General features: G+C 41.0%; 24 protein-coding genes and 1 pseudogene. 19 read left to right on the top strand and 6 right to left on the bottom strand.

The annotated features are described in order from the left end of the window. From ACE3PQ_RS09510 to ACE3PQ_RS09500, 3 genes and pseudogenes are all read left to right on the top strand, one after another. Positions 1 to 123, top strand: a pseudogene (locus tag ACE3PQ_RS09510) (IS701 family transposase); the annotation flags it as partial. Between the two features lie 152 nt (positions 124 to 275). Continuing rightward, on the top strand, positions 276 to 728 hold the full coding sequence (locus ACE3PQ_RS09505) for a glycine zipper domain-containing protein (RefSeq protein WP_374297255.1): 453 nt from the start codon (positions 276 to 278) through the stop codon (positions 726 to 728). A gap of 393 nt (positions 729 to 1,121) precedes the next feature. After that, entirely contained in the window at positions 1,122 to 2,165 is a 1,044-nt protein-coding gene (locus ACE3PQ_RS09500) for an LLM class flavin-dependent oxidoreductase (RefSeq protein ID WP_374297253.1), read from the top strand. Positions 2,166 to 2,268: 103 nt separating this feature from the next. On the opposite strand, the gene ACE3PQ_RS09495 is transcribed toward ACE3PQ_RS09500, so the two are convergent. After that, on the bottom strand, positions 2,269 to 3,105 hold the full coding sequence (locus ACE3PQ_RS09495; protein WP_374297251.1) for a pyruvate, water dikinase regulatory protein: 837 nt from the start codon (positions 3,103 to 3,105) through the stop codon (positions 2,269 to 2,271). Positions 3,106 to 3,424: 319 nt separating this feature from the next. On the opposite strand from ACE3PQ_RS09495, the gene ppsA reads away from it, so the two are divergent. The 10 genes from ppsA (at position 3,425) to rplI (ending at position 13,296) form a co-directional block, all read left to right on the top strand. Further along, positions 3,425 to 5,800 carry a phosphoenolpyruvate synthase gene (gene ppsA / locus ACE3PQ_RS09490; protein WP_374297249.1) on the top strand — a complete coding sequence of 792 codons (2,376 nt, stop codon included), beginning with the start codon at positions 3,425 to 3,427 and terminating at the stop codon, positions 5,798 to 5,800. Positions 5,801 to 5,927: 127 nt separating this feature from the next. Beyond that, complete coding sequence (locus tag ACE3PQ_RS09485; protein WP_374297247.1) at positions 5,928 to 6,695, top strand: RDD family protein; 768 nt, start codon at positions 5,928 to 5,930, stop codon at positions 6,693 to 6,695. Between the two features lie 364 nt (positions 6,696 to 7,059). Then, the gene (gene cyoA / locus ACE3PQ_RS09480; protein ID WP_374297245.1) at positions 7,060 to 8,163 is read left to right on the top strand and encodes a ubiquinol oxidase subunit II; all 1,104 of its coding nucleotides are present in this window, start codon (positions 7,060 to 7,062) and stop codon (positions 8,161 to 8,163) included. A 2-nt stretch (positions 8,164 to 8,165) separates the two neighbouring features. Then, positions 8,166 to 10,163 (top strand): cytochrome o ubiquinol oxidase subunit I, encoded by a 1,998-nt coding sequence (cyoB, locus tag ACE3PQ_RS09475; protein ID WP_374297243.1) that lies wholly within the window; start codon positions 8,166 to 8,168, stop codon positions 10,161 to 10,163. Positions 10,164 to 10,167: 4 nt separating this feature from the next. After that, on the top strand, positions 10,168 to 10,791 hold the full coding sequence (cyoC, locus tag ACE3PQ_RS09470; protein WP_241571593.1) for a cytochrome o ubiquinol oxidase subunit III: 624 nt from the start codon (positions 10,168 to 10,170) through the stop codon (positions 10,789 to 10,791). Then, positions 10,788 to 11,111 carry a cytochrome o ubiquinol oxidase subunit IV gene (gene cyoD, locus ACE3PQ_RS09465; RefSeq protein WP_241571595.1) on the top strand — a complete coding sequence of 108 codons (324 nt, stop codon included), beginning with the start codon at positions 10,788 to 10,790 and terminating at the stop codon, positions 11,109 to 11,111. The genes cyoC and cyoD overlap by 4 nt, the downstream gene beginning before the upstream one ends. 9 nt (positions 11,112 to 11,120) lie before the next feature. Continuing rightward, positions 11,121 to 11,999 carry a heme o synthase gene (cyoE, locus tag ACE3PQ_RS09460; protein ID WP_374297240.1) on the top strand — a complete coding sequence of 293 codons (879 nt, stop codon included), beginning with the start codon at positions 11,121 to 11,123 and terminating at the stop codon, positions 11,997 to 11,999. 210 nt (positions 12,000 to 12,209) lie between these two features. Next, a complete protein-coding gene (gene rpsF, locus ACE3PQ_RS09455; RefSeq protein WP_241571599.1) occupies positions 12,210 to 12,602 on the top strand; it encodes a 30S ribosomal protein S6 in 393 nt (130 codons plus the stop codon). 11 nt (positions 12,603 to 12,613) lie between these two features. Further along, positions 12,614 to 12,841: a 30S ribosomal protein S18 gene (gene rpsR, locus ACE3PQ_RS09450; protein WP_092615240.1), complete on the top strand. Its 228-nt coding sequence runs from the start codon at positions 12,614 to 12,616 to the stop codon at positions 12,839 to 12,841. 8 nt (positions 12,842 to 12,849) lie between these two features. Then, positions 12,850 to 13,296: a 50S ribosomal protein L9 gene (gene rplI, locus ACE3PQ_RS09445; protein WP_241571601.1), complete on the top strand. Its 447-nt coding sequence runs from the start codon at positions 12,850 to 12,852 to the stop codon at positions 13,294 to 13,296. 181 nt (positions 13,297 to 13,477) lie between these two features. Here rplI and ahpF read toward each other — a convergent pair whose 3' ends face one another. Then, complete coding sequence (gene ahpF, locus ACE3PQ_RS09440) at positions 13,478 to 15,043, bottom strand: alkyl hydroperoxide reductase subunit F (RefSeq protein WP_374297237.1); 1,566 nt, start codon at positions 15,041 to 15,043, stop codon at positions 13,478 to 13,480. Positions 15,044 to 15,327: 284 nt separating this feature from the next. On the opposite strand from ahpF, the gene trmB reads away from it, so the two are divergent. Together trmB and ACE3PQ_RS09430 are read left to right on the top strand one after the other, a co-directional pair. Beyond that, the gene (trmB, locus tag ACE3PQ_RS09435; protein WP_374297262.1) at positions 15,328 to 16,104 is read left to right on the top strand and encodes a tRNA (guanosine(46)-N7)-methyltransferase TrmB; all 777 of its coding nucleotides are present in this window, start codon (positions 15,328 to 15,330) and stop codon (positions 16,102 to 16,104) included. A gap of 153 nt (positions 16,105 to 16,257) precedes the next feature. Next, positions 16,258 to 16,803 carry a 1-acyl-sn-glycerol-3-phosphate acyltransferase gene (locus ACE3PQ_RS09430; RefSeq protein WP_374297235.1) on the top strand — a complete coding sequence of 182 codons (546 nt, stop codon included), beginning with the start codon at positions 16,258 to 16,260 and terminating at the stop codon, positions 16,801 to 16,803. A gap of 61 nt (positions 16,804 to 16,864) precedes the next feature. Here the strand turns inward: ACE3PQ_RS09430 and ACE3PQ_RS09425 are convergent, their stop codons facing one another. Both ACE3PQ_RS09425 and ACE3PQ_RS09420 read right to left on the bottom strand, forming a co-directional pair. Further along, entirely contained in the window at positions 16,865 to 17,752 is an 888-nt protein-coding gene (locus ACE3PQ_RS09425) for a DUF4349 domain-containing protein (RefSeq protein WP_374297233.1), read from the bottom strand. A gap of 87 nt (positions 17,753 to 17,839) precedes the next feature. After that, the gene (locus ACE3PQ_RS09420) at positions 17,840 to 18,469 is read right to left on the bottom strand and encodes a glutathione S-transferase family protein (RefSeq protein ID WP_374297231.1); all 630 of its coding nucleotides are present in this window, start codon (positions 18,467 to 18,469) and stop codon (positions 17,840 to 17,842) included. Positions 18,470 to 18,709: 240 nt separating this feature from the next. On the opposite strand from ACE3PQ_RS09420, the gene ACE3PQ_RS09415 reads away from it, so the two are divergent. From ACE3PQ_RS09415 to ACE3PQ_RS09400, 4 genes are all read left to right on the top strand, one after another. Then, the gene (locus ACE3PQ_RS09415) at positions 18,710 to 19,456 is read left to right on the top strand and encodes a YebC/PmpR family DNA-binding transcriptional regulator (RefSeq protein ID WP_374297229.1); all 747 of its coding nucleotides are present in this window, start codon (positions 18,710 to 18,712) and stop codon (positions 19,454 to 19,456) included. Positions 19,457 to 19,642: 186 nt separating this feature from the next. Continuing rightward, positions 19,643 to 20,245 carry a DUF1287 domain-containing protein gene (locus ACE3PQ_RS09410; RefSeq protein WP_374297227.1) on the top strand — a complete coding sequence of 201 codons (603 nt, stop codon included), beginning with the start codon at positions 19,643 to 19,645 and terminating at the stop codon, positions 20,243 to 20,245. A gap of 106 nt (positions 20,246 to 20,351) precedes the next feature. After that, entirely contained in the window at positions 20,352 to 21,269 is a 918-nt protein-coding gene (locus ACE3PQ_RS09405; RefSeq protein WP_374297225.1) for a LysR family transcriptional regulator, read from the top strand. 174 nt (positions 21,270 to 21,443) lie between these two features. Next, entirely contained in the window at positions 21,444 to 21,830 is a 387-nt protein-coding gene (locus ACE3PQ_RS09400) for a hypothetical protein (RefSeq protein WP_374297223.1), read from the top strand. Positions 21,831 to 21,925: 95 nt separating this feature from the next. Here ACE3PQ_RS09400 and rhlB read toward each other — a convergent pair whose 3' ends face one another. Then, entirely contained in the window at positions 21,926 to 23,077 is a 1,152-nt protein-coding gene (rhlB, locus tag ACE3PQ_RS09395) for an ATP-dependent RNA helicase RhlB (protein ID WP_374297221.1), read from the bottom strand. 217 nt (positions 23,078 to 23,294) lie between these two features. Continuing rightward, positions 23,295 to 25,361, bottom strand: a complete 2,067-nt coding sequence (gene dnaX, locus ACE3PQ_RS09390; RefSeq protein ID WP_374297219.1) for a DNA polymerase III subunit gamma/tau — start codon at positions 25,359 to 25,361, stop codon at positions 23,295 to 23,297. Between the last annotated feature and the right edge of the window lie 15 nt (positions 25,362 to 25,376).

The following is a 25,376-nucleotide window of genomic DNA, read 5'->3' as shown; positions in this document are numbered from 1 at the left end:
GAGCGGATCTTTGAAAATGTATATCGTTGGCAGAAGAAATTATTTAGACCAATCATCAAAGACTTCATTGATGACTTTATTCTCGATAAAAATCATCTCCTACCACAGAGAATCTATAAATAATAGTGCGTAAGTCCTATATGTGTTTACGCTATAGATCTCCATTTTTTAAGCCCTATCCTTTGCTAAATTCATTTCCATCAAAACATTTTGACATACTTTGTCAAAAAGACTCAAAAAAGATGGCTTAAATAGAAGCTTATAAGGAGAGCACAATGATACATTATGCATATATCTTAACTGGAGTTTTGGCGAGTTCGATCATTGCAACACCTGCGATGGCGGATAGTACTACACGTGTGGCAGCAGCGAGTGCACTTGGTAGCGTCGTGGGTAATGTCATCGGTAAACAAGTTGGCGGATCAAACGGTGCAGACTTAGGTGCTGCGATCGGTGGGGCTGGTGGGGCTGCAGCGGCAAGTAGCAAATCAAGTCGCACTGAATCAGCAATTGGTGGTGGTTTAGGCTCTTATGCAGGCTCTGCATTGGGTAAAAACTATGGTTCAAATGGTCAACTCATCGGTGCAGCGCTTGGTGCAGCAGGTGGCGCAGCACTTGGTAATAAAATCAGTGATGATAAAGATGCCGACAACCGCAAATACAACAACTCTCGCAAATACAAGCGTAACCAATGGAAACGCTCACGTTATAACCGTTATCGTGACTAATTTACACTTAATTCAGCTCAAGAAAGCACCTCAGGGTGCTTTTTTTATCACCTTCACCACAAGACTTCGATAATTTTAAATAATTGATTTTAAAGGGAGGCTTGGAGGGCGATAGCCCTCCAAACACCACAAAAAATCGCTTTCGCTTGCGAAAGCGATTTTTTGCTTTTAAATGACAAACCATGTGCTAATTTTATAAATTATTTTTGGATATTCACACTATCCAAAAATTGATGAAGTTTATAGACACAGATCCAAGAGTTGCGACACTATCATTTTCAAAATTAAAATCAGCTTATTTATAACCTTATGAAAAAACTAAAAGATAAAAATTGATTTTATCCGAATCAACCTTATATTAGCACGACATGATTTTTAAAACGAGGTGGCTTAGTGTCCAAAGCCGATACAGCGTTCAATGAAAACGCATCATCCAATCTGAAAGATGTAAAATTCTCCATTTTAGAACTTGCACCGATTCGTGATGATGGTACCGCTAAAGATGCTTTAGAAAATGCAAAACAACTTGCACAACATGCTGAGAAGCTGGGCTATCATCGTCTTTGGGTCGCCGAACATCACAATATGAAAGGCATTGCCAGCTCGGCAACCAGTGTGTTGCTTGGTTATCTTGCTGCCAATACGTCAACACTGCGATTAGGTTCGGGTGGCATCATGTTACCAAATCATGCCCCACTTGTGGTTGCTGAGCAATTCGGTACTTTAGCGACACTCTACCCTGATCGGATTGATCTCGGATTAGGTCGTGCACCGGGTACAGATCAGAGCACAATGCGAGCTTTGCGTCGTGGACGTTTTGAAACTGAGGAGCAATTCCCGCAAGATGTAAGTGAAATTTTAACTTATTTCGATGATGCTAAAGCAGGACAACAAATCATTGCTGTTCCAGGGCAAGGTTCAAAAGTGCCTGTTTACCTACTCGGTTCAAGTTTATTTAGTGCACAGCTTGCTGCACGACTCGGCTTACCTTATGCCTTTGCTTCACACTTTGCGCCACGGATGATGATGCAAGCCATCGCGTTGTATCGTGAAAACTTCCAAGCCTCGGCTTATTTGGATAAACCTTATGTGATAATTGGTGTGCCAAGTCTTGTTGCAGAGAGTGATGAAGAAGCAAAATATCTTGCCACGACCAATTATCAGCGCATCCTTGCACTATTTCGTGGTCAACCAACCAATCTTGTGCCACCTGTAGCGTCGATGGATGGTTTATGGTCTGAAGTAGAAAAACGTGGTGTTGAAGGTTTCTTTGGTGTTGAGCAGATTGGCTCAAAAGAAACCGTGAAACACGGCTTAGAGGAATTACTACAGCGTACTCAGGCAGATGAATTCATCTTCACTTGTGATGTGTATGATCCTGAAAAACGGCTCAAAAGCTTTGAATTATTGAAACAAATTCAAGGTGAATCTCAATAATTTAGATTGAAAAACGCCAAGTTGCTTATGAACTTGCCGTTTTATTATTTGCTTTTTGATATTTCCGTTTCGAAAAAATCAATTTTTCAAATTAAAGAAAATCCTAGCCAATCCGACGCTTTAAACCTGTCGTTTGCAAAATTCGTGTCGAAATTTCTTCGATCGACATTTCTGATACATTCAAATATGGAATACCTTCGGAAATATAAATCCCTTCGATTGCTCGAAGCTCCATCTGACATTGACTAAAGCTTGCATAACGACTATTTGCTTTGCGTTCGCTACGAATTGCTACCAAACGCTCCGCATCAATCATTAAGCCAAATAGTTTGCTTTTATGTGGTTTGAGTACCGCAGGCAAGCGATTGTCATCAAGATCATCTTCGGTCAATGGATAGTTTGCCACACGAATACCAAATTGTAATGACAAATAAATCGACGTTGGTGTTTTCCCTGAGCGAGATACACCGATCAAAATCAAATCCGCCTGATCATAATGACGAGTACGTGCACCATCATCATTATCAAGGGCAAAATGAACCGCATCAATCCTTGCTTTATAATACTCTGAGTCTGTTACTGCATGAGTCTGACCGACTAATGTGGTCGCTTTGGTATCCAACTCTGTTTCAAGCTTACTGATGATGCCTTCAAACACATCAAGGTTAATCGCATTGGCTGTATTGATGATGTCACGGACTTTTGGATCGACTAAAGTATCAAATACAATCGGTAAACATCCATCACCAGCTGCGATATTATTAATCTTCATGACCACATTCATTGCGCTTTCTTCGCTATCAATATAAGGCATGATATGAATGTCAAATTTTACGTTTGGAAATTGTGCTAAAAGTGAATGCCCTAAGGTTTCCGCTGTAATCGCTGTACCATCGGAAATAAAGAATACACTTCGATGGATCATGTTACTTTCTGACATGTTTTTTTCACCTTTAGCATTTGTTTTCATAGCACATAATCTTTATAGTAAACGCATGTTGATCTCCTGTCGCCTATTATTGCTGTATTCGCTGATAAAACGTGCAAACTGTGCAAAATAGTAAAAAATAATATGCCACTAGGGGTGGAAATTTGAATCATTGGTACGCATATCACAACTTAGATTTTCGTATAGATTGACGACATCGATTTATGAAATACGTTTTCGAGATTTTTTGATTTAGACTTGGATGTAGACGTTCGAAAGAAATTTTCGAATCAGTTAAATTTTTAATGAAGCACACAGTGGAGTAACGATTTTGGAAGCACGCGTTATTGGTCTGGAAAAATTAGGCAAGCATGATGTAGATAAAGTAGGCGGAAAAAATGCCTCTTTAGGTGAAATGATTAGTCACCTCTCTAATGCTGGAGTTTCAGTCCCAGGTGGATTTGCCACAACTGCTGAAGCGTATCGTGAATTCCTTGATAAAAGCGGTCTAAAAGAAAAAATCTCCAATGAACTCAAACAGCTGAATGTTGATGACATCTCAGCCCTTACTGAAACTGGTGCAAAAATCCGCCAATGGATCATCGACTCTCCGCTGACACCTGAGCTTGAGCAAGAAGTACGTAGTGCTTTTGAAACCATGTCAAATGGTAATCCTGAGATTGCTGTTGCTGTGCGCTCTTCTGCAACAGCGGAAGATTTACCTGATGCTTCATTCGCAGGTCAACAAGAAACTTTCCTCAATATTCGAGGTATCGACAATATCTTAGTTGCGATCAAAGAAGTCTTTGCTTCACTGTATAATGACCGTGCGATTGCTTACCGTGTTCATCAAGGCTTTGAGCATGACATCGTTGCCCTCTCTGCGGGTGTTCAACGTATGGTTCGCTCTGAAACCGGGGCAGCAGGCGTGATGTTTACCCTTGATACCGAGTCAGGCTTCCGTGATGTGGTATTTATCACTGCGGCGTATGGTTTGGGTGAAATGGTCGTGCAAGGTGCGGTCAATCCTGACGAATTTTATCTATCTAAACCATTATTAAATAACAGTAAACATGCTGTACTGCGTCGTAATCTTGGCTCTAAACATAAAAAAATGATCTATAGCGCAGACGGTGCAGCGGGTCGTTCTGTAGAGATCGTTGATGTGGATAAAGCTGATCGTCAACACTTTGCCTTAAATGATCATGAGCTCACCGAACTTGCGAAACAAGCCCTGATCATTGAAAAGCACTACGGTGCGCCAATGGATATCGAATGGGCAAAAGATGGTGATGATGAGCAAATCTATATTGTTCAAGCACGTCCAGAAACCGTCAAAAGCCGTCAAAATGTCGGCACAATGGAACGCTACTTACTCAAGCAAAAAGGTACTGTTCTTTGCGAAGGTCGTTCGATCGGTCAACGTATTGGTTCAGGTAAAGTACGTGTCGTCAACTCAATTAAAGAGATGGACAAAGTCCAAACTGGCGACGTGCTTGTTTCAGACATGACTGACCCAGATTGGGAACCAGTGATGAAGCGTGCGGCTGCGATCGTCACCAATCGTGGTGGGCGTACTTGTCACGCAGCGATTATTGCACGTGAGCTTGGTGTCCCTGCGATCGTCGGTACAGGTAACGCCACAGAGATTTTGTCTGATGGTCAAGAAGTCACTGTATCTTGTGCAGAGGGTGATACAGGCTTTATTTATGAAGGTGCTTTGGACTTCGAAGTACAACGCAACTCAATTTCTTCAATGCCACCACTACCATTCAAAATCATGATGAACGTTGGAAACCCTGACCGTGCATTTGACTTTGCGCAAATTCCAAATGAAGGGATTGGCTTGGCACGTCTTGAGTTCATCATCAACCGTATGATCGGCGTGCATCCAAAAGCATTATTAAATATCGACAGTCTACCTCGTGAAACACGTGCTGCGGTTGCGACACGTACCGCAGGTTATACTTCTCCAGTCGATTTCTATGTGGAGAAATTGGTTGAGGGAATTACCACGCTTGCAGCGGCATTTGCTGATAAGCCAGTGATCGTACGTATGTCGGACTTCAAGTCGAATGAGTATGCAAACTTGATCGGTGGTAAGCTCTACGAGCCTGAAGAAGAAAATCCAATGCTTGGCTTCCGTGGCGCAAGTCGTTATGTATCTGATAACTTCCGTGACTGTTTCGAGCTTGAATGTCGTGCCTTGAAAAAAGCACGTGATGAAATGGGTCTGACCAATATTCAAATCATGATTCCATTTGTACGCACTGTAAACGAAGCAAAGCGTGTGATTGAACTCCTTGCTGCAAATGGTTTAAAACGTGGTGAAAATGGCTTAAAAGTCATCATGATGTGTGAATTGCCAACCAATGCGCTATTGGCTGATCAATTCCTCGAACACTTTGACGGCTTCTCGATTGGTTCAAACGACTTAACCCAATTAACACTTGGACTTGATCGTGACTCAGGGATTGTTTCGCACCTCTTTGATGAGCGTGACGAAGCAGTGAAAACATTGCTTTCCATGGCGATCAATGCGTGCCGTAAAGCAGGAAAATATGTCGGGATTTGTGGTCAAGGACCTTCCGACCACCCTGATCTTGCGTTTTGGCTCATGGAACAAGGCATTGACTCTGTGTCATTGAATCCTGATTCTGTGCTCGATACGTGGTTCTATCTGTCAGACAACCAAAATAAAAAGTAAACGACATAATGTGATAAAATGTTCGCATTATGTCCATAAAAAAGACCCGCTCATGGGTCTTTTTTATAACAACTTTTTATTGACGGCAATTTTTAAAAATCATCAAGATTGCATTTGAGGTTATACATTGGATATTTATTTAGCTCGAAATAATGAACAAGCAGGCCCATATACTTTGGCGCAAGTTCATCAAATGATTGAAAGCCAACAAGTCGTTGCAACAGATTTGATTTGGTTCAAAGGCATGTCTGAATGGAAAACCATTGGCGAAGTCAAACAAAGTGGTCAACTTCCGCCTGCTGTAGATGAGGCAAATAATAGTGACTCAAAATGGGCAACGCCTGCATCTACTACACAGCAATATGACTGGAAAAATAACATTCAGGTTAATAAAAATGAAAACACCGATGGTGGCTTAGCACCATTTTCAAAACGTATTTTTGCCAAAATTATTGATTTGTTGTTATGGCTTCCTGCATTTTTATTTTTAACTGCATTTATGTCACCTGCGCAACATGCAGAGCTTGCCAAGCTTCAAGCACAAGGTATGTTGCCATCGCCTGAAACTCAAGAAGCGCTGTTTAGCCTTATTCCACAGATTGGTTGGATTGGCATGGGCGTGTATCTCATTTTGATGTTGACTGCACAAGCCGTTTTACTGACACGTAGCGGTCAAAGTATCGGTAAAAAAATCATGAAAATACAAATCGTAGATGCCGAAAGTAAAGAAACTGTAAGTTTCGGACGTGTATTTGTGATGCGTAGTGCATTGTTTATTATTTTGAATGTATTGTTTATGCCATTTAGCACCATTATCGACCTTGCATTTTCTGCATCGAAAAAGCGTCAAACCTTGCATGACAAAGTTGCAAAAACCATTGTCATTGAAAAATAATTCAGTATATGAATGACTCGCTATTCATTTATTTTATAGTGAACCTTTAGCCACAAAATAAACCATTTTGTGGCTATATTTTAATCAAATACATACAAAAAATATTTATTCTTCAAAGAATTATTAAAAATTTGTGCCTTTTGGTTTTAAACCATTACTTTTTTCATGGAATTAATTGTGTTTTATCAGAGTTTTGTTATAGCTTCGTGTCGATGAATCAGGCATAATGCCCTATAAAGTAGCGGTGCCACATGTTTGGCTAGAAAATAGCCTATTTGCTAATCAAATATCTAATCAATCATGCAGCACTCAAATCGCTATCCCATATTTTTTTGAAAATGGGTCTCTTCACCGAGGTTGTATTATGAGACAAACGACTATAACAGTATTGTCTTTATTAGTCGCAGCTATTGCCCTAACAGGCTGTGGCGGTGATATGGTTCTTCTTACTTCAGCAGGTCCTGTTGCCGAAGGATTGTCGAAATTAATGATGACTGCCATCTATGTGATGTTGCTTGTTGTTATTCCTTCAATCATTATGGCAATTTGGTTTGGTTGGAAATACCGTAAGTCTAATAAAGATGCAGACTATCAACCACATTGGGCGCATTCTACAGCGATCGAAATCGTTGTTTGGGGTGTTCCAATTATCATTATTGCTTACCTAGCATATCTAGCATGGTGGGGCTCGCATGAATACGATCCTTATAAACCACGCTCAGAAAATCCGACAGAGCAATTAACTATTCAGGTAATCGCTGAACAGTTCAAATGGGTATTTATCTACCCAGAACAAAACATTGCAACGGTCAATGAAGTTCGCTTCCCTGAAAACCAACAAGTTGCTTTTCGCGTTACTTCAAACTTCACGATGAACTCTTTCTTCATTCCGAAGCTTGCAGGTCAAATCTATGCGATGGCAGGTATGCAAACTCAATTGCATTTAAGTGCAACTGAGACTGGTAAGTATCGCGGATTCTCAGCCAACTATAGTGGTTATGGCTTCTCCCAAATGCGCTTCCTTGCACACAGTGTGACTGCACCTGAATTTGAACAATGGGTTCAAACGATCAAAAGTGGTCAAGGCAATACTGTTATCGTTGATGACAAAGGCACCACTGCAGTTCAAAAAGGCTTGCTTGACCAAGCAGAATTGAAATCACTTCGTGATGGTAACCGTGCTCAATTCCAAATTGATGCAATGGTGAAAACAGCACGTACAGAAGCTGAGAAAAAAGCGGCTGCAATTGCACAAGCGGAAGGTCCTTACCCTCATCACCCTCACCCAGTGACTTATTACTCATCGGTTGAAGCAGGTTTATTTGAAACTGTGATTAATACATATATGAGTAATTACCATGGTGATAAACATCATGGCGAGCACGTAGTTGAAACAACTACTACACCAAGTCATCAGCCTGAAGCTGTAGCGCATGATGCGACTACACCTGCTACCACAGGAGAATAATGATGTCTACACTTTTATTAGGCAAGTTAGGCCCTGAAGCAATTCCACATGATCCAATCGTATTGGTCACAGTTGCTGCCATGGTTTTAGGTGGTATCGCCGTTTTTGGTGCGATTACCTATTTCAAACTATGGGGCTACTTGTGGAAAGAATGGTTTACTACTGTTGATCATAAAAAAATCGGTATTATGTATTTCTTAGTATCGGTAATTATGTTAGTCCGTGGTTTTGCCGATGCACTCATGATGCGTTTGCAAATGTTCCTCGCAGGACCAGGTGGCGAAGGCTATCTGCATCCCGAGCACTATGATCAGATCTTTTCCGCCCACGGCGTGATTATGATCTTCTTCGTGGCAATGGGTCTTGTTGTTGGTATGTGGAACATTACAGTACCGCTTCAAATCGGTGCGCGTGACGTTGCATTCCCACTGCTCAACTCTTTGAGCTTCTGGTTATTCGCTGGTGCTGCGGGGCTAATGATGGCTTCACTTGCTATTGGTGAGTTTGCAGCAACGGGATGGTTAGCCTATCCTCCACTATCTGGCATTGAATATAGTCCAGGCGTTGGTGTGGATTATTATATTTGGGCACTACAGATCTCTGGTTTAGGTTCACTGTTGTCAGGTGTTAACTTCTTCGTCACCATCATCAAGATGCGTGCACCGGGTATGAAGTTAATGGATATGCCTGTATCAACTTGGACTACCTTGTGTGCCTGTGCATTAATCATTGCAACATTCCCTGTATTGACAGCAACTTTGGCAATGTTAACACTTGATCGTTACTTCGGTTTCCACTTCTTCACCAACGAGCTTGGCGGTAGCCCAATGCTATATGTGAACTTGATTTGGACCTGGGGTCACCCAGAAGTATATATCTTGGTATTGCCTGCATTTGGTTTATATTCTGAGATTGTTGCGACATTTAGCCGTAAGACACTATTCGGTTACAAATCTATGGTTTATGCGACGATCGCAATTACCATCTTGTCTTTAATCGTTTGGTTACACCACTTCTTCACCATGGGTGCAGGTGCAAACGTCAATGCCTTCTTCGGTATTATGACGATGATCATCGCCATTCCTACTGGTGTGAAGATGTTCTCATGGTTATTCACCATGTATCGTGGTCAGATCACGTTCACCTCTCCAATGTATTGGACAATGGGCTTCTTAGTTACCTTTGGTATCGGTGGTTTGACTGGTGTACTCATGGCGATCCCACCTGCTGACTTCCTTGTACACAACTCATTGTTCTTGATTGCGCATTTCCATAACGTGATCATCGGTGGTGTGGTATTTGGCTTCTTTGCAGGACTTGCATTCTACTGGCCAAAAATGTTTGGGTGGAAGTTAAACGAGTTTTGGGGTAAAGCAGCATTTTGGTTTTGGTTCTTCGGTTTCTATTTTGCATTCATGCCACTTTATATCCTTGGTTTCATGGGGATGACTCGTCGTCTGAATACATATGACAATCCTGAATGGACGCCTTATCTTAATGTAGCAATGATCGGTGCAGTGATGGTTGCCATCGGTATCGCATGTTGGTTGCTTTCTGTTGGTGTAGGTTTCTTAAAACGTCAAGAAACAATGGACTATACAGGTGATGCTTGGAATGCTGGTCGTACTTTTGAGTGGTCTACTTCGTCACCTGCACCATTTTATAACTTTGCACATGACTTAGATGGTGCTGGTATTGATCGCTTTTATTCAGACAAAGAAAATGGCGTCGCTTACCAACGTCCGACGAAATATGAAGACATTCATATGCCGACCAATCGTGCAGCTGGTTTTGTGATTGCGATTATTATTACAGTCATGGGCTTTGCATTGATCTGGCATATTTGGTGGTTAGCGCTTGTTACTTTCGTAATTGCGATCATCAGCTTCATTCGTAGTTCATTTACTAAAGAAGTGGATTACTACGTCCCTGCTGCCGAAGTAGAACGTATCGAAAACGAACGTTATGCTTTGTTAGAAAAACATTTGAAGAAGGACTAAGACAATGGCTGAAGTACTTCATCACGACAACCACGGACACGATGATCATCACGAACATGATGATACTGATCTAACGGTCTTTGGTTTCTGGACTTACTTGATGAGTGACTTGATCTTATTCGGCACACTCTTCATCGCTTTTGCTGTATTGAGCACACACATTCCACCTGGTACACCAAGTGCGAAGGATTTGTTCGGTGACTCTTTAGGATTTGTATTGACTGAAACTATGGCACTTTTGATTTCATCAGTGACCTTTGGTTTTGCAGTATTGGCTCGCTACCGTAATGATGTTGGCGGTGTATTGAAGTGGTTAATGATCACATTCTTCTTTGGTGCAGCGTTCATTGGCATGGAGCTTTATGAGTTCAATCACTTAGTACATGCAGGTCATGGTCCGAGCACAAGTGCATTCTTATCTGCATTCTTTACTCTAGTTGGTACACACGGTATTCACGTGACTTCTGGCTTGGTGTGGATGTTGGTCTTAATGTACCAAATCAAAAAGAACGGTTTGACATTACCAAACACACGTCGTTTGGCATGCTTAAGCTTGTTCTGGCACTTCCTTGATATCGTATGGATTTGTGTGTTTAGCTTAGTTTACTTAGGAGGCGTTCTCGCATGAGTCATGATGTGAATAATCCTGGTGCTGCGCACGGTAGCTTTAAGCAATATACAATCGGGTTTATCTTGTCTATCATCCTGACCCTTATCCCTTTTGGGATGGTCATGGCTGGTATGACTGGTGGTCTTGTCATTGCGACGATTGCGATTACTGCGATTGCTCAGGTACTCGTCCAGTTGGTGTTCTTCCTTCACTTGAATGGTTCTGAACAACAGCGTTGGGATTCGATTGCCTTTATCTATACGATTTTGACCATTGCAATTTTGCTCATTGGTTCAGTATGGGTAATGACTAATCTACATGCGAACATGATGATCTAAACGCTTGTCATGTTTAAAAAGTATTTATTCCTGACCAAACCAGGGATTCTATTTGGTAATTTCATTACCACTTTGGGCGGCTTCTTTTTAGCCGCCCAAGGTTCAATTGATCTCCCCCTTTTGCTCCTTACGCTACTTGGTACGACCCTTGTCGTGGCATCTGGCTGTGTCTTTAATAATATTATCGACCAAGATATTGACCAAAAAATGCAGCGTACTCAAAATCGTGCTTTGGTCACCAAAGCGATTTCTGTGCCTATTGCATTTATTTACGGCTGTGTACTTGGCGTACTTGGCTTTGTGATTTTGTATTTTTTGGTCAATCCATTGGCTTGCTTATTCGCAGGTATTGGTTTTATCGTTTATGTTTTTTTATATAGCCTATGGACGAAGCGTAGTAGCATCCATCAAACAGTCATTGGCAGTATCTCTGGTGCTTGCCCGCCTGTGATCGGTTATACAGCGATTACTGAGCAGTTCGATTTTGCAGCTTTAATCTTATTACTTGGTTACGCATTTTGGCAGATGCCACACTCGTGGGGCATTGCGATTTATCGTTTTCAAGATTATGCCAATGCCAATATTCCAATCTTACCTGTCGCACGTACTATCAAACGTACTAAAGTTGAATCGTTAATTTATGTGGTTTTATTTTTAGTCACGATGAATTTGCTTTATGTCTTTGGCTATACAAATATTTGCTTCGCAATTGCTTTAAATGCGATCGGCTTATATTGGATCTATCTCAGCATCAAAGGCTTTAAAGCTGATGATGATCAAGTTTGGGCAAAACATTATTTCTTATTTTCAGTTCAGTTTATCACTGTATTGAGTCTGAGCTTTTACTTTACAGCGATCTCCCCTGCACCGCATTTACCAATATTTTAAGTCGTATCTTTTTAGATTAGATGCTTGATGGCTAAGTTTTAGTGTGGGAATTTTCTTGTATTTTTTATTGCGAAGCAGTAAAATTTGCGCTTCGCAATTTGCGACATAACATGTCAAACACTATGTTTGAAAGTTATGACTCCTTGCTTCTAAGCGTTTTAAAAATTCTTTTGAACGGATTAGGGGCTGTTTAAACCGTAAGGAGCTGACATGCGTCACTACGAAATCGTGATCTTGGTTCATCCAGATCAAAGCGATCAAGTTGTTGGTATGGTTGAACGCTATATCGCACAGATCAAAGAAGCTGGTGGTCAAATCCACCGTCTAGAAGATTGGGGCCGTCGCCAATTGGCTTACCCAATTAACAAAATTCATAAAGCGCACTACATTTTGATGAATGTTGAATGTGGTCAAACTACGCTTGACGAATTAGAAGAATTGTTCCGTTACAACGATGCAATCATCCGTAACTTGATCATCCGTCGTGATGAAGCAATCACTGAAGAATCTTTGCTTGCTAAGAGTGCTGAAGAAAAACGTGCTCGTAAAGCGCAACGTGAAGACAATCAGCCGTCTCATCAAGACGAATCTGTTGAAGGATAAGGAGAACACACATGGCACGTTTTTACCGTCGTCGTAAGTTCTGCCGCTTCACAGCTGAGAACGTTACATATATCGACTACAAAGATATCGATACTCTAAAACAGTACATTACTGAAAACGGCAAGATTGTTCCCAGCCGTATCACTGGTACTCGTGCTCGTTATCAACGTCAATTGGCGCTTGCGATCAAGCAAGCTCGCTACTTGTCTTTGATTCCATACACTGACAACCATAAGTGAGGTGATCTGTGGACGTTATCTTATTACAACGTATTGTTAACCTTGGGAAGCTTGGCGACAAAGTATCAGTAAAAGCTGGTTACGGTCGTAACTTTTTGATTCCTCAAGGTAAAGCTGTTGCTGCAACTGAAGCAAATACTGCTGCATTTGAAGCACGTCGTGCGGAACTTGAAAAGCAAGAAGCTGAAGTATTGGCTACTGCTCAAGCTCGTGCTGACCAATTGAACGAAGTAAATATCGTGATCACTGCGAAAGCTGGTGATGAAGGTAAACTATTCGGTTCTATCGGTACGCGTGATATCGCAGATGCTTTGACAGCTGCTGGTCTTGAAGTAGATCGTACTGAAATTCGCTTGCCAAATGGCGCACTTCGCCACACTGGTGAGTTCCACATCGCAGTTCAATTGCACCACGATGTGACTTCTGAAATTTTAGTAACAATCGTTTCTGAATAATTTGTTTATTCCTAAATGATTGACCAAAAGACATATGCTTGCATATGTCTTTTTTGTTGCTTAATTCTCGAGTTTTGCTAAAGTTTTGTTTGTAAAAGCATACATAGTAAAAACCCAAAACCATTACCATGATTTTGGGTTTTATTTTTGAATTACTTTTTACCAAACACTCAGTGCAATATTACTGCCCTGAACGAATCATATAGTCAAAGGCGCTGAGTGACGCTTTAGCACCTTCACCAGTCGCAATGATGATTTGCTTATAAGGCACCGTAGTACAGTCCCCTGCGGCAAATACACCTTGCACATTGGTTTCGTTACGGTCATTGACCACGATCTCACCACGCGGGCTAAGCTCGACCGCACTGTCTTTTAAGAAGTCAGTATTTGGCAACAAGCCGATCTGTACAAAAATACCTGCAAGCTCCACGCTATGCTCTTGATCTGTAGCACGATCTTGGTATTTCAAAGCCGTCACTTGTTGCCCATCACCGATCACTTCTGTACTCAGCGCATTCAAAATGACTTCGGTATTTGGCAAGCTATTGAGCTTATTTTGCAAGACTTGATCAGCACGGAGTTTGGTATCAAACTCGATCAAGGTCACATGCTCAACAATTCCTGCAAGGTCAATCGCAGCTTCCACACCAGAGTTACCACCACCAATCACCGCAACACGTTTACCTTTGAACAATGGCCCATCACAGTGTGGGCAGTACGCCACGCCACGAGTCGCATATTCATTCTCACCTGGGACACCCATCTTTCTCCAACGTGCGCCTGTCGCCAAGATCACGGTTTTTGATTCCAGTTTTGCGCCATTTTCAAGCTCGACTTCAACCATGCCATAGGTAGTTTGATCGGCACCTTTGATTTTGCTGACTTTTTGCAAATTCATGATATCGACATCATAGTCTTTGACGTGTGCTTCGATATCGGCTGCGAATTTCGGCCCTTGGGTTTTCTGTACTGACGTAAAGTTTTCAATGTCCATGGTATCCATGACCTGACCACCGAAGCGTTCAGACACGATCCCTGTCGCAATGCCTTTACGTGCTGCGTAGATCGCCGCTGTTGCGCCCGCAGGACCACCACCGATCACCAACACATCAAAAGTATCTTTGGCGTTGATCTTCTCGGCGTATTTACTGGCAGAGTCGGTATCCAATTTCGCCACGATCTCTTCCAAGGTCATACGACCTTGACCGAACTGTTCTTCACCTACGAAGACCATTGGCACAGCCATGATTTTGCGTTGCTCTACTTCATCTTGGAAAAATGCACCATCGATCATGGTGGTGGTAGCATCTGGATTGTAGATTGCAATCAAGTTCAACGCCTGCACCACATCTGGACAGTTGTGACAGCTTAATGATACGAACACATCAAAGTCACCTTTCAAATTCAAACCTTTGATTTGATTTAAAATTTCATCAGACACTTTTGGCGCATAACCAGAGACTTGCAATAATGCCAAGATCAATGAAGTAAACTCATGACCCATCGGCAAACCAGCAAAGTGCACACGTGGTTGTTCACCGACTTTAGCAATGGCAAAACTCGGACGACGTGTATGTGTCCCATCAAATCGTGCGGTCACTTGATCTGACAGCTCAGCAATCTCAGTCACGAGCTCTTTGATTTTGGCTGCATTATTTGATTCATCGAGTGAAGCAATAATTTCAATCGGTGCTTCTAAACGCTCTAAATAAGTTTTTAATTGTGCTTTAATGTTTTGCTCTAACATCGTCAAACTCTCCAAATGTCTAAAATGTATAGGGTTAAAACTTTTCAATGAGGCTATAATATGCTGTTTTTGATGATTGGTAAAACAGAATGATTTTATCAATACAATCGGTTTTTTAGATTTTTATAAAAATAACGATGAAATAACCAATTAATGTTGAATACCCCATTTTACGATGATTTCTCTACATTTGCACAAACGAGCAGATACTTTTAGAATAGCGCCCACTTATCGTTAGTCATTAGCGCACCTTTTCCATGTCAGATCAAAATACCTCACCACTTATGCCGCAAAGTGCGCCACCTGTTTCCAACACACCACAAAATGCGCTAGAAATTCGTGATCAAATCGCAGCGATTCAAAATCTCGATGAACTCACCGAGCATCGTGAGATCGTCACCTTTATGCGTCGTTCTTCACCGCTGAATACCTCACAGCGTACAGCACTGGAGGATTATCAACATTTAATCCTTGATAGTAATGCTGAAGCGTTAAAGTCAGGTGATCTACGTCAGGCTTTTACGCATCCTGAACGCCCATTAACGGTGGAAATTGGTTTTGGTATGGGGCGCTCGCTGGTAGAGATGGCGAAAGCCAATCCCGAACGTAACTATATCGGCATCGAAGTGCATGTGCCTGGTATTGCGCAATGTGTTTATGAGGCAGGACTTTCGGAAATTGACAATCTACGTGTCATAGATGGCGATGCAATTAAAATTCTGACGGCAATGCCTGACAATAGCATCAACTGCATCCAACTGTATTTCCCTGATCCGTGGCAGAAAAAACGTCATTACAAACGTCGTTTTGTCGTTCCAAAACGTATGGCATTGGTGGAGGAAAAATTGGAAATTGGCGGAACTTTCCACTCTGCAACAGATTGGGAGCATTATGCGGCATGGATGCTTGAAGTGCTATCAAACCGTGAACGTCTGAAGAATCTTGCAGGCGAAGGAAATGCTTACCCACGTCCAGATTGGCGACCGATGACCAAGTTTGAACGTCGTGGACTGGAAGAAGGTCACGTGATTAATGATTTTATTTTTGAGAAAATCAATTAAAAACCACAATCGATCTTTGAAATTCCGAAAATCAAAGGGAATATCACGCAGAAAACTCGATATTTTCTTAATTTTTGTCACTTTATCACATTGCTTAATACAGATTAGGCGCATGATAATATTCACGAACTCTACTTTGTATTGTGTATATCAATGAAAAAATGGATTGGAAAAACGATCTTTAAACTTGCAGGATGGCAGTATCAAGTCGATGAAAGTCTACTTGAAGATAAACAAGTAATCATCGGATTTGAACATACCTCAAACTTAGATGCGATACTCGCCTACTCGATTTTTGGGATTCTCGATCTCAAAGCACACGGCTTAATCAAACAAGATTGGTTTCGCGGTCCCATGAAGCCTATCATGACAAAGCTCGGTGGCATTCCAGTCGATCGCAGTAATAATAAAGATGTCGTCGGTCAAATGGTCGATGTCTTTGCACAACATGAAAAGTTTACTTTAGTGATCGCACCAGAAGCGACTCGTGCCAAGAATGGTGTAGAACGCAAACCGATTCGTACTGGATTTTGGCATATTGCCAAAGCAGCCAATGTACCGATTGTATTGATTTACGCACATGCCAAAACCAAGAAAGGCGGACTATTTGCCAAGATTTATCCCACAGATTTAAAAAGTGATTTGATCAAAATCAAACAACTTTATGCAGAACTTGGGATAGATGTGCGGATTGAGTAATCCGCACTGTTTTAAATCTGAATTTAAATTTCAACTTAAATTTCAAAAGAACACTGGCGAATTAAATATTCGCCTTTTGTTTTTTCGCTCGAATCACTCGAAAAATAATATAAATCACCAATAGCACCACATACGCAGGCCAAATATAAAATAGCCACAGAATGAGTGCTTTAAACATTTCAAATCCATCTTGTAAGGCATACCAAATCCGATGATGGAAAGCATCTTGATGCTCTGCCACCACCTCATCGAGATTCATATCTTGACGTTGGCGTAGTTCAGGCATTTGGAAATAAGTTAGATGAATCGTGCTATATTGCAATCGGTCTTTTGCTTCTGATTCAGTCAGTTGCTGTAATTGTCGATCAGTCTGTTCCGATACATTATTAGCACGATCTGCTGTATTTAGACGTTGTTCTAAAAGTTTTAATTGATAGCGTTTTGCCTCATATGACTGCGCATCAAAATATTTCATCATCGCTGGCAAGGTATTTAAAAAGTTTGCCACCTCAGCATTCGGCACACGTACTGTAATACTTGTCGTTGGGACAATCTTCTCAAAAATCGTCACTGTACCGTCTTTATGATTTTTACGGCGATAATCATTCACTTCATAGCGTAGCTCTCTTGCTTCGATATAGCCCTTGTGGCTTGCGAGTTGTTGTTCAATTTTCGCTGTAGTGCTTTGAATATTCTCTACTTCAAAACGTACCGTCGCCGACTTCACCAATTGTCGTGATTGTTCGAGCTGTTGTTGTGTATCGGAAACCAGTTGCTCAGGATTCTCTATATTTTCTCGGTTCATGTCCGTAGCGGATACCGCCGAAGCTGCTGACTCTGAAACCGCATCGCCACTCGCATATTCACTAGGCTTACTACACGCCGAAAGGATCAGTACCGTACTTAATGTAGCGACAGTCAACGCATTAGTCGTTTTAATCGTATTCATCATTTTTCTCTTTTATAAATTTTGGCTTTTATAAACCATCTAGGAAAACACTTTAATTGTCATAGCAATGCTTTTCAATGTAATCCGTCATACAGAAATGGCTAATGCTTTTTGCACCGCTTCTCGTGCGTAGATACGTTCAAAATAACTTTTCACATTTACAAAATCATTGAGATCAATATTTTGCCATTCATGCGTCAACATCCACGGAAAGATCGCCATATCCGCAATCGAATACTCGCCTTGACCTTGTCCTGCCACAAATTCACGATTTTGCAAATGTGTATTTAACACACCATACAAACGTTTGGTTTCTGCTTGATAACGCTTGGTTGGGTATTCAAGTCGTTCAGGTGCAAATTTTGAAAAGTGATGATTTTGCCCAAGCATTGGACCAAAACCACCCATTTGCCACATCAACCATTGTTCAACTTGAATCCGTTCACGTTCATTTTGCGGATAAAACTGCCCTGTTTTCCGACCTAGATATTGTAAGATCGCACCCGATTCAAAGATTGAGATCGGCTGACCATCAAAGGTATCATGATCAACAATCGCTGGAATTTTATTGTTTGGGGAAATTTTTAAATAGTCAGGATCAAATTGATCATTTGCGAGAATGTTGATTGGATGGACAGTGTAAGCCAAATTCATTTCTTCTAAAGCAATGGAAATTTTATGTCCATTTGGCGTACCCCAATAATATAAGTCGATCACAAGATTGCTCCATCTAAGTTTTATCCAAATGTTCTCAGCAATTTATAGCATGCAGTATTGAGCCACACAATTTTCACTACAAAACTGCTATACAACTTTTTCGATGAGAACTCCTGTAACCACAGCGAATAAAACAACAGCGCAATATTTTCAAAAATCCTGCGCTATGCTAAGATTTCGCCACATTTTTTATTTAACATTTTTATTCAGTAATGGATTTAGCGTCGGAGTACTTTTCACATGGCGGGTCATTCAAAATGGGCAAATATCAAGCATCGTAAAGCAAAACAAGATGCGAGCCGTGGCAAGGTGTTTACCAAATATATTCGTGAGATTGTCACTGCTGCAAAGCTTGGCGGTGCTGACGCTGCGAGCAACCCTCGTCTACGTGCTGTAGTGGAAAAAGCCCTCTCTGTGAATATGACACGTGATGTCATTAACCGTGCCATTCAGCGTGGTGCAGGTGGCGAAGACAATGACGACTTAAAAGAAGTGACCTACGAAGGTTATGGCGTTGGTGGTGTTGCTGTGATTGTCGAAACCATGACGGATAACCTGAATCGTACTGTGCCTGATGTACGTCACTGTTTCTCTAAGACAGATGGTAATCTAGGTACGAACGGTTCAGTATCATTCTTATTTACCAAGCGTGGTGAGATCAGCTTTGAAGATGTATCGCTTGAAGATCAAATCATGGACGTGGCTTTAGAAGCAGGCGCAGAAGACATCGAAGTGTCTGAAGATGGCATCCTCGTCATCACGACTCCTGAAACATTTGGTACAGTACAAGATGCCTTAACTGAAGCAGGCTTAAAATCTGACAACGCCGAAGTGGTAATGAATCCTTCGACTAAAGCTGAAATCACTGACATTGATCAAGCGAAAAAAATCATGAAAATGATTGATATGCTTGAAGATTTGGATGATGTACAGAACGTCTATACCAATGTTGAGTTTAGCGATGACGTGATGGCTGAGCTTGAATAATTTGTTCTATTGATTTTAAATATCTATTGATTTTAATATCATTGATTGAAATAAATGAAACGTCACACAGGTGGCGTTTTTTTATCGAGTGATTAAAGTAAATCTTTACACAGCTCTGTATGACTATTTTCTTAATATTGATAAAATAAATAAAGAACTATAAATTCACCCTGTGTAGACAATGTAATGACAATATTTAAAAATTTTCCTCGGTACATTCTATTTTTGAGTCTGACGTGCTTGAGTTTGATTTTAAGCACTTTCAGCTATGCAATCTCTGCAAATCAATTGGTCAAAGATGCACGCAGTCAAATTGGTCAAACTTTAACTTATGATCCTGCTTATACACGTTTAAGCTATCCGATGGGCGATGTGCCAATACAAAAAGGTGTCTGTACTGATGTCGTGATTCGTGCTTTACGCAAGCAAAATATTGATCTGCAAAAAGTCATTCATGAAGATATGAAGCGAAATTTTAAAGCCTATCCACAGCTTTGGGGTTTAAAAAATACCGATCGTAATATTGATCATCGCCGTGTTCCAAATATCGCCAAATATATGACACGTCAAGGTTATAGCGTACAGAAAAGCCCTTTCAAAACCGCATTATTTAAAGCGGGTGATATCGTCACTTGGGATTTAGGTCGTGGTTTGGTACACATCGGTATCGTGTCAGATCGAAAATCTATAAGCCAAGTACCATTGATTATTCATAATATTGGGCGTGGTACGCAGGAAGAAGATATTTTATTGCAGTATAAAATCACAGGACATTATCGTATCCCATAGATTGAATCTGAATAACATTGAATGAAGCATTGAGTGAATTCAACTCATGACTATTATGCTAAGATGAATATTATTAAATATAAATTTTATCTGTTGAATTTTTATCATGTTAGAACTTCGTCATCTGCGCACACTGAGCGCTCTACGCTATCACGGTTCATTGGTTGCCGCAGCCAATGAGCTGAACCTTACACCATCTGCGATCTCACATCAGCTGAAAGAACTTGAGCATTGGTACGATGTAGAAATCGTGAATCGGCGCAGTCGTCCCCTACAATTCTCTACGGTTGGTTTGCGACTGCTTCAACTTGCCGATGATATTTTACCGCAAGTACAACTCACTCAATCTGATATTACTCGTATTGTACATGGGCAAACTGGACGAATTATTTTGTCTTCCGAATGTCATAGTTGTTTTGATTGGCTCATGCCACTGCTCAATCAATATCGACTGAACTATCCCGATGTGGATTTGGACTTTGCTTCGGCTTTTGAGGTGAATCCGCATGAGCTATTGCAAAATAGCGAATTTGACCTACTCATCACCGCTGATCCAATTGCATTGAAAGGCATTGAGTATTTCCCCATATTTGAATATGAATCTCGGCTCGTCTTGGCGCATACACACCCTTTAGCACGTAAGGCTGACATCACGCTACAGGATTTGAGCGAAGAAACACTGATCACCTATCCAGTCGATAAACATCGCTTGGACATCATGGCGCATATTTTCATCCCTGCAAATGTTCTGCCAAAGCAAATCCGTACGACAGAACTCACGCAAATGCTGATCCAATTGGTCGCCAGTGGTCGGGGAATATCTGCTCTACCTGATTGGGTGGTCAATGAATATGAGCAAAAAGGCTGGGTGACAAGTCGCCGTTTTGCCTTTGTATCAGACAACGGCTTGCGTCGTACTTTATATGCAGGCTTTCGCAGTGAAGATAAACATAAAGAATACTTCGCAGGATTTTTACAACAGTTAGAAAAATTCTCGAAAAAACGAGAAAGTTATTATGATTAACTACGCTTTAAGATTGCACTTTTTAACTGTGATATAACATTGATGCTCTAAAGAATAATGGAGATCTACTTACAGCAATCTACTGATTCATCATCATTTTTCATACATGAGCAAGTAAAGCAAACGGCATAATGATGTAAATCAATAAATTTGAAAAAAAATGAGGTATTGCATATGCAAAATTTAGTAAAAGCGCATTCACGCAAATGGATCGTTGGCGCAAGTGTGCTATCAATCATAGCACTCGTTGGCTGTCAAACCACAGAAACCACAACACTTGCAATGCAAAAAGAAAATAATCAATATCAAATCACAGGCATTGGTAAAGATAAACTCACTGCACAAAACAACGCCGTCAAAGCCGCACAAAAAACCTGTAGCCGTGGTACATCACCAGTCGTAACCAACGAAGCTGTGCAATATAACGGTGTTGTTGATGAGAAAACAGGAAAAATGATCAATCAGGCAGGTACGATTGCAGGTGTCTTTTTAGGTAAAGATGTCAACATCAGCCAAGATACCGACTATCACGTGACGCTAGATTTTTATTGTAAGTCTTAAGTGACTTGATTCTCATGGTTGGGTTGGCTAAAGACTTTATAAAAAGAAAAGCGTATTGATTTCAATACGCTTTTCATTAACCCATCAGATAAATATTAACAATACCCATCAAGCCGTGTCAGTGGCAACTTCTGCCCAATCGCTTTTTCAATATTTGGCAAGTTAAAGGCATCATCTTCAGATAAAAAGCTAATACTCACGCCTTGTTCGCCTGCACGACCTGTACGCCCAATACGATGCACATAATCATCCGACTGTTCAGGCAAGGTAAAATTCACCACATGCGACACGCCGTCGACATGAATACCTCGCCCTGCAACATCAGTCGCAATCATGATATTGATACTGCCTTTCTTAAAATTATCAAGCATCTTGGTGCGCTTATCTTGAGAAATTTCACCAGAGAGCATACCGACCTTGTATCCATCTTTTTTCAGACGATCGAATAAACGGCGCACTTGATCACGACGATTGGCAAAGATCATGACTTTTTCGATCGGTTCATTCGCCAAAATGTCTTCTAATAATCGGTATTTATCTGAATTCGATACCATATACACACGTTGTTCAACATCGGCATTGGTTTTCTTTTCAGGTTCAATCTCAACCGTGATTGGTTCAAATAACCAACGATGTGCCAAATTCAACACATCGATATTAAAAGTCGCTGAGAAAAATAAGGTTTGACGGCAATCATTTGGCGGAGAATAACGCACAATGCGTTTCACCGCAGGGATAAAGCCCATATCGAGCATACGATCGGCTTCATCAATCACCAAAAATTCGATTTGATCGAGCCATACTTCTTTTTGCTCAACAAAATCAATCAAACGACCTGGCGTTGCCACCATAATATCGACAAAGTTTTGATCAAGTCGCTTTTTCTGTACGTCAAAATCGACACCACCAAGCAAAGTCACAATGTGTAAATCAGTAAATTTGGTTAGCTCTTTGGCATCACTTTCGATCTGCAAAGCAAGCTCACGAGTAGGTGCAAGAATCAATGCACGAGGTTCACCACGAAAGCGATCTTGTTCGATCGGTTTATTTAGTAAATCATTAATAATACTAATCAAAAATGCAGCGGTTTTGCCTGTTCCAGTTTGCGCTCGACCAATCGCATCATGACCACCCAAAGTATATTGAAGTACCTTGTCTTGAATCGGCGTCATATGAGTGTAGCCCAACGCATCAATGGCACGTTTGAGTTTTGGGTGTAGCGGTAACTGGTCAAATCCACGGGTCATAATTGAGTGCTTTTGCGACCAATAAAGGTCTTGTCCTTTGACTTAAATCGAAAAAATTCAGAGTGCTTTATTAATGAAGCGTAACGAATGTCATACGCTTTAATAAACTTCGGCATTATACGCTGAAATTTCGCATCATGGGTTTTATTTCAGCGTTAACTTTTCACACACTAAAATGTTCCCTACATTTTTAAAGATGAAATTTAAAGATGGTAGCCTAGGTTTTTAATTTTAAATCAACCAATTCCGCTTGAAATTGCGCTTGCAACTGCTTGACCACATTTTGCGAACGAATCTTTTGTTCCGCCACATCATAAGCGTGTTGTTTACGTTGTTGTTGCAACTGAATCGGGCTATCTGAGTCAAGCACTGTATCGCTCAGTTCAAGTTGTATGTTTGGATTTAAAGCCGTTAACGCATCTTTTAGATCAGGCAGAAAATTTTGCAACATATTTAAGTAGTTGGCTTCGATATGTAGCGTACTTTTGCCTGCAATCTCACCTTGAATCACCCCACGTTGCGCCAATTCTTTGACCGCTGGTGACAATGACGACTGACGAATCCAATAATCCCATTTCGCCACATCCCACTCACCTTCTAAAGTTTGTACTTGAGGTTGTAATAATGTACGTGGATCATCGATATGCTGAGTAGCAATTGGATTTGATACAGAAAATTGTTCTTTTGGTGAAATAGTCTGCTCTTGAATAACTGATTTTTCTGTGGTTGCTTGAACGTCAATTTTTTCTTGAAAATTATCTTGGTGGATTGATTCTGCTTGAGCTGATTCAGGTTGTAAGATTTCTGATTGAACTGATTCTGGTTGATCATCATTTGCTAGAATCTGTTCTTGAGCTATATCTTCTTGCTGAGCCGTTTCTTCAATATTTAATTTAGGTGAGTTTTCAATTAGTGCTTGAAGACTTAATTCTGCTTCACTTTGCATAGTATCAGTAGCATTTTCAATATTCTGTGTTTGTTCAGATTCATTTGAATGATTTTCTAATTGTTGGTTTTGTAATTCATGTTTCACTAATTGTTGGCTTTCTAATTCTACCTGCTCATTTACGGATTCAACATGCTGTTCATGATGAGGCTCATCTCTTAGATTGCGATTCTGTTCGGCAATTTGCGTGTCAGAAATAACATTCTGTGCAATCGTTGTATCCTCAATTGTCGGCTGAATTACTTCATTCACGGACAATGGTCGAAATGCCAAAAGTCGCATGATGCACATTTCAAAGCCTTGCTCTGGTGTCAATGCTAGACTCAGATCAGCTCGACCTTGTACTGCGATTTGATAATACAATTGTAAATCTTGCGCTTGGATTTGCTTTGCCAACTTCATTTTATAATCGGCATTTTGTACGGTCTGTGCATGATTCACATCGCCCAAAATCTGCATGACCGCCAATTCATGCAAAATTGAAATCAGTTGTTCCAAAACATGCTGTACATCAATCGCTTGCTGACGCATATGTTGTACCAACTGCGCCACAACACCTTTTTGATTTTGATGTATCGCATCCAATAGATCAAAGACTAAAGTTTGATCAATCAGACCCAACATGTCGATCACATCTTGCGTTGCCACCTGACCCTGACCATAGGCAATCGCTTGATCGGTCAAAGACAAAGCATCACGGAGCGATCCTTGAGCAGATTCGGCGAGTTGCCACAGTGCATCAGATTCATGTTCGATCTGTTCAGTATTTAGAATTTGATCAAGATGATGGAAAATTTCATCTTTGGCGAGTGGTCGTAAAGTAAATTGCAAACAGCGAGAAATGACCGTAATCGGTAACTTCTGCGGATCGGTGGTTGCAAATAAAAATTTAACGTGTTCAGGCGGTTCTTCTAAGGTTTTTAATAAGGCGTTAAAGCTATGCGTGGACAGCATATGTACTTCGTCAATCAGGTAGACTTTATATCGACCTTGCGTCGGCGCATACGGCACATTTTCAAGCAATTCACGAGTATCTTCGACCCGAGTCCGTGACGCTGCATCAATCTCAATCAGGTCAATAAAACGTCCTGCATTGACAGATTTACAGACATTACATTGCTCGCAAGGCGTTGCCGTTACGCCAGTTTCGCAATTCAGACATTTTGCTAAAATCCGTGCGATGGTCGTTTTACCTACGCCACGAGTCCCAGTAAACAAATACGCATGATGCAAACGACCTCGTGACAAAGCACTACTTAATGCTCTAGAAACGTGGCTTTGTCCAACCAATTGACTAAAATTTTGTGGACGATATTTGCGTGCAAGTACCTGATACATGGGTGATCCTTAATT

The sequence above is a fragment of the Acinetobacter sp. genome (assembly GCF_041911495.1).
In the GTDB taxonomy this organism is placed as follows: Bacteria; Pseudomonadota; Gammaproteobacteria; order Pseudomonadales; family Moraxellaceae; genus Acinetobacter.
Note: the sequence above shows the minus strand (reverse complement) of the source record. Positions and strands in the feature narration are given on the sequence as shown.

Coding starts and splice junctions, on each gene's coding strand:
- ACE3PQ_RS09425 (WP_374297233.1), bottom strand. CDS start 17,752: ATGAATACGATTAAAACGACTAATGCGTTGACTGTCGCTACATTAAGT.
- rpsR (WP_092615240.1), top strand. CDS start 12,614: ATGGCACGTTTTTACCGTCGTCGTAAGTTCTGCCGCTTCACAGCTGAG.
- cyoD (WP_241571595.1), top strand. CDS start 10,788: ATGAGTCATGATGTGAATAATCCTGGTGCTGCGCACGGTAGCTTTAAG.
- ACE3PQ_RS09415 (WP_374297229.1), top strand. CDS start 18,710: ATGGCGGGTCATTCAAAATGGGCAAATATCAAGCATCGTAAAGCAAAA.
- ACE3PQ_RS09410 (WP_374297227.1), top strand. CDS start 19,643: ATGACAATATTTAAAAATTTTCCTCGGTACATTCTATTTTTGAGTCTG.
- rpsF (WP_241571599.1), top strand. CDS start 12,210: ATGCGTCACTACGAAATCGTGATCTTGGTTCATCCAGATCAAAGCGAT.
- trmB (WP_374297262.1), top strand. CDS start 15,328: ATGCCGCAAAGTGCGCCACCTGTTTCCAACACACCACAAAATGCGCTA.
- cyoE (WP_374297240.1), top strand. CDS start 11,121: ATGTTTAAAAAGTATTTATTCCTGACCAAACCAGGGATTCTATTTGGT.
- cyoB (WP_374297243.1), top strand. CDS start 8,166: ATGTCTACACTTTTATTAGGCAAGTTAGGCCCTGAAGCAATTCCACAT.
- ACE3PQ_RS09430 (WP_374297235.1), top strand. CDS start 16,258: ATGAAAAAATGGATTGGAAAAACGATCTTTAAACTTGCAGGATGGCAG.
- ACE3PQ_RS09405 (WP_374297225.1), top strand. CDS start 20,352: ATGTTAGAACTTCGTCATCTGCGCACACTGAGCGCTCTACGCTATCAC.
- ACE3PQ_RS09505 (WP_374297255.1), top strand. CDS start 276: ATGATACATTATGCATATATCTTAACTGGAGTTTTGGCGAGTTCGATC.
- cyoC (WP_241571593.1), top strand. CDS start 10,168: ATGGCTGAAGTACTTCATCACGACAACCACGGACACGATGATCATCAC.
- ahpF (WP_374297237.1), bottom strand. CDS start 15,043: ATGTTAGAGCAAAACATTAAAGCACAATTAAAAACTTATTTAGAGCGT.
- cyoA (WP_374297245.1), top strand. CDS start 7,060: ATGAGACAAACGACTATAACAGTATTGTCTTTATTAGTCGCAGCTATT.
- rhlB (WP_374297221.1), bottom strand. CDS start 23,077: ATGACCCGTGGATTTGACCAGTTACCGCTACACCCAAAACTCAAACGT.
- dnaX (WP_374297219.1), bottom strand. CDS start 25,361: ATGTATCAGGTACTTGCACGCAAATATCGTCCACAAAATTTTAGTCAA.
- ACE3PQ_RS09495 (WP_374297251.1), bottom strand. CDS start 3,105: ATGTCAGAAAGTAACATGATCCATCGAAGTGTATTCTTTATTTCCGAT.
- ACE3PQ_RS09400 (WP_374297223.1), top strand. CDS start 21,444: ATGCAAAATTTAGTAAAAGCGCATTCACGCAAATGGATCGTTGGCGCA.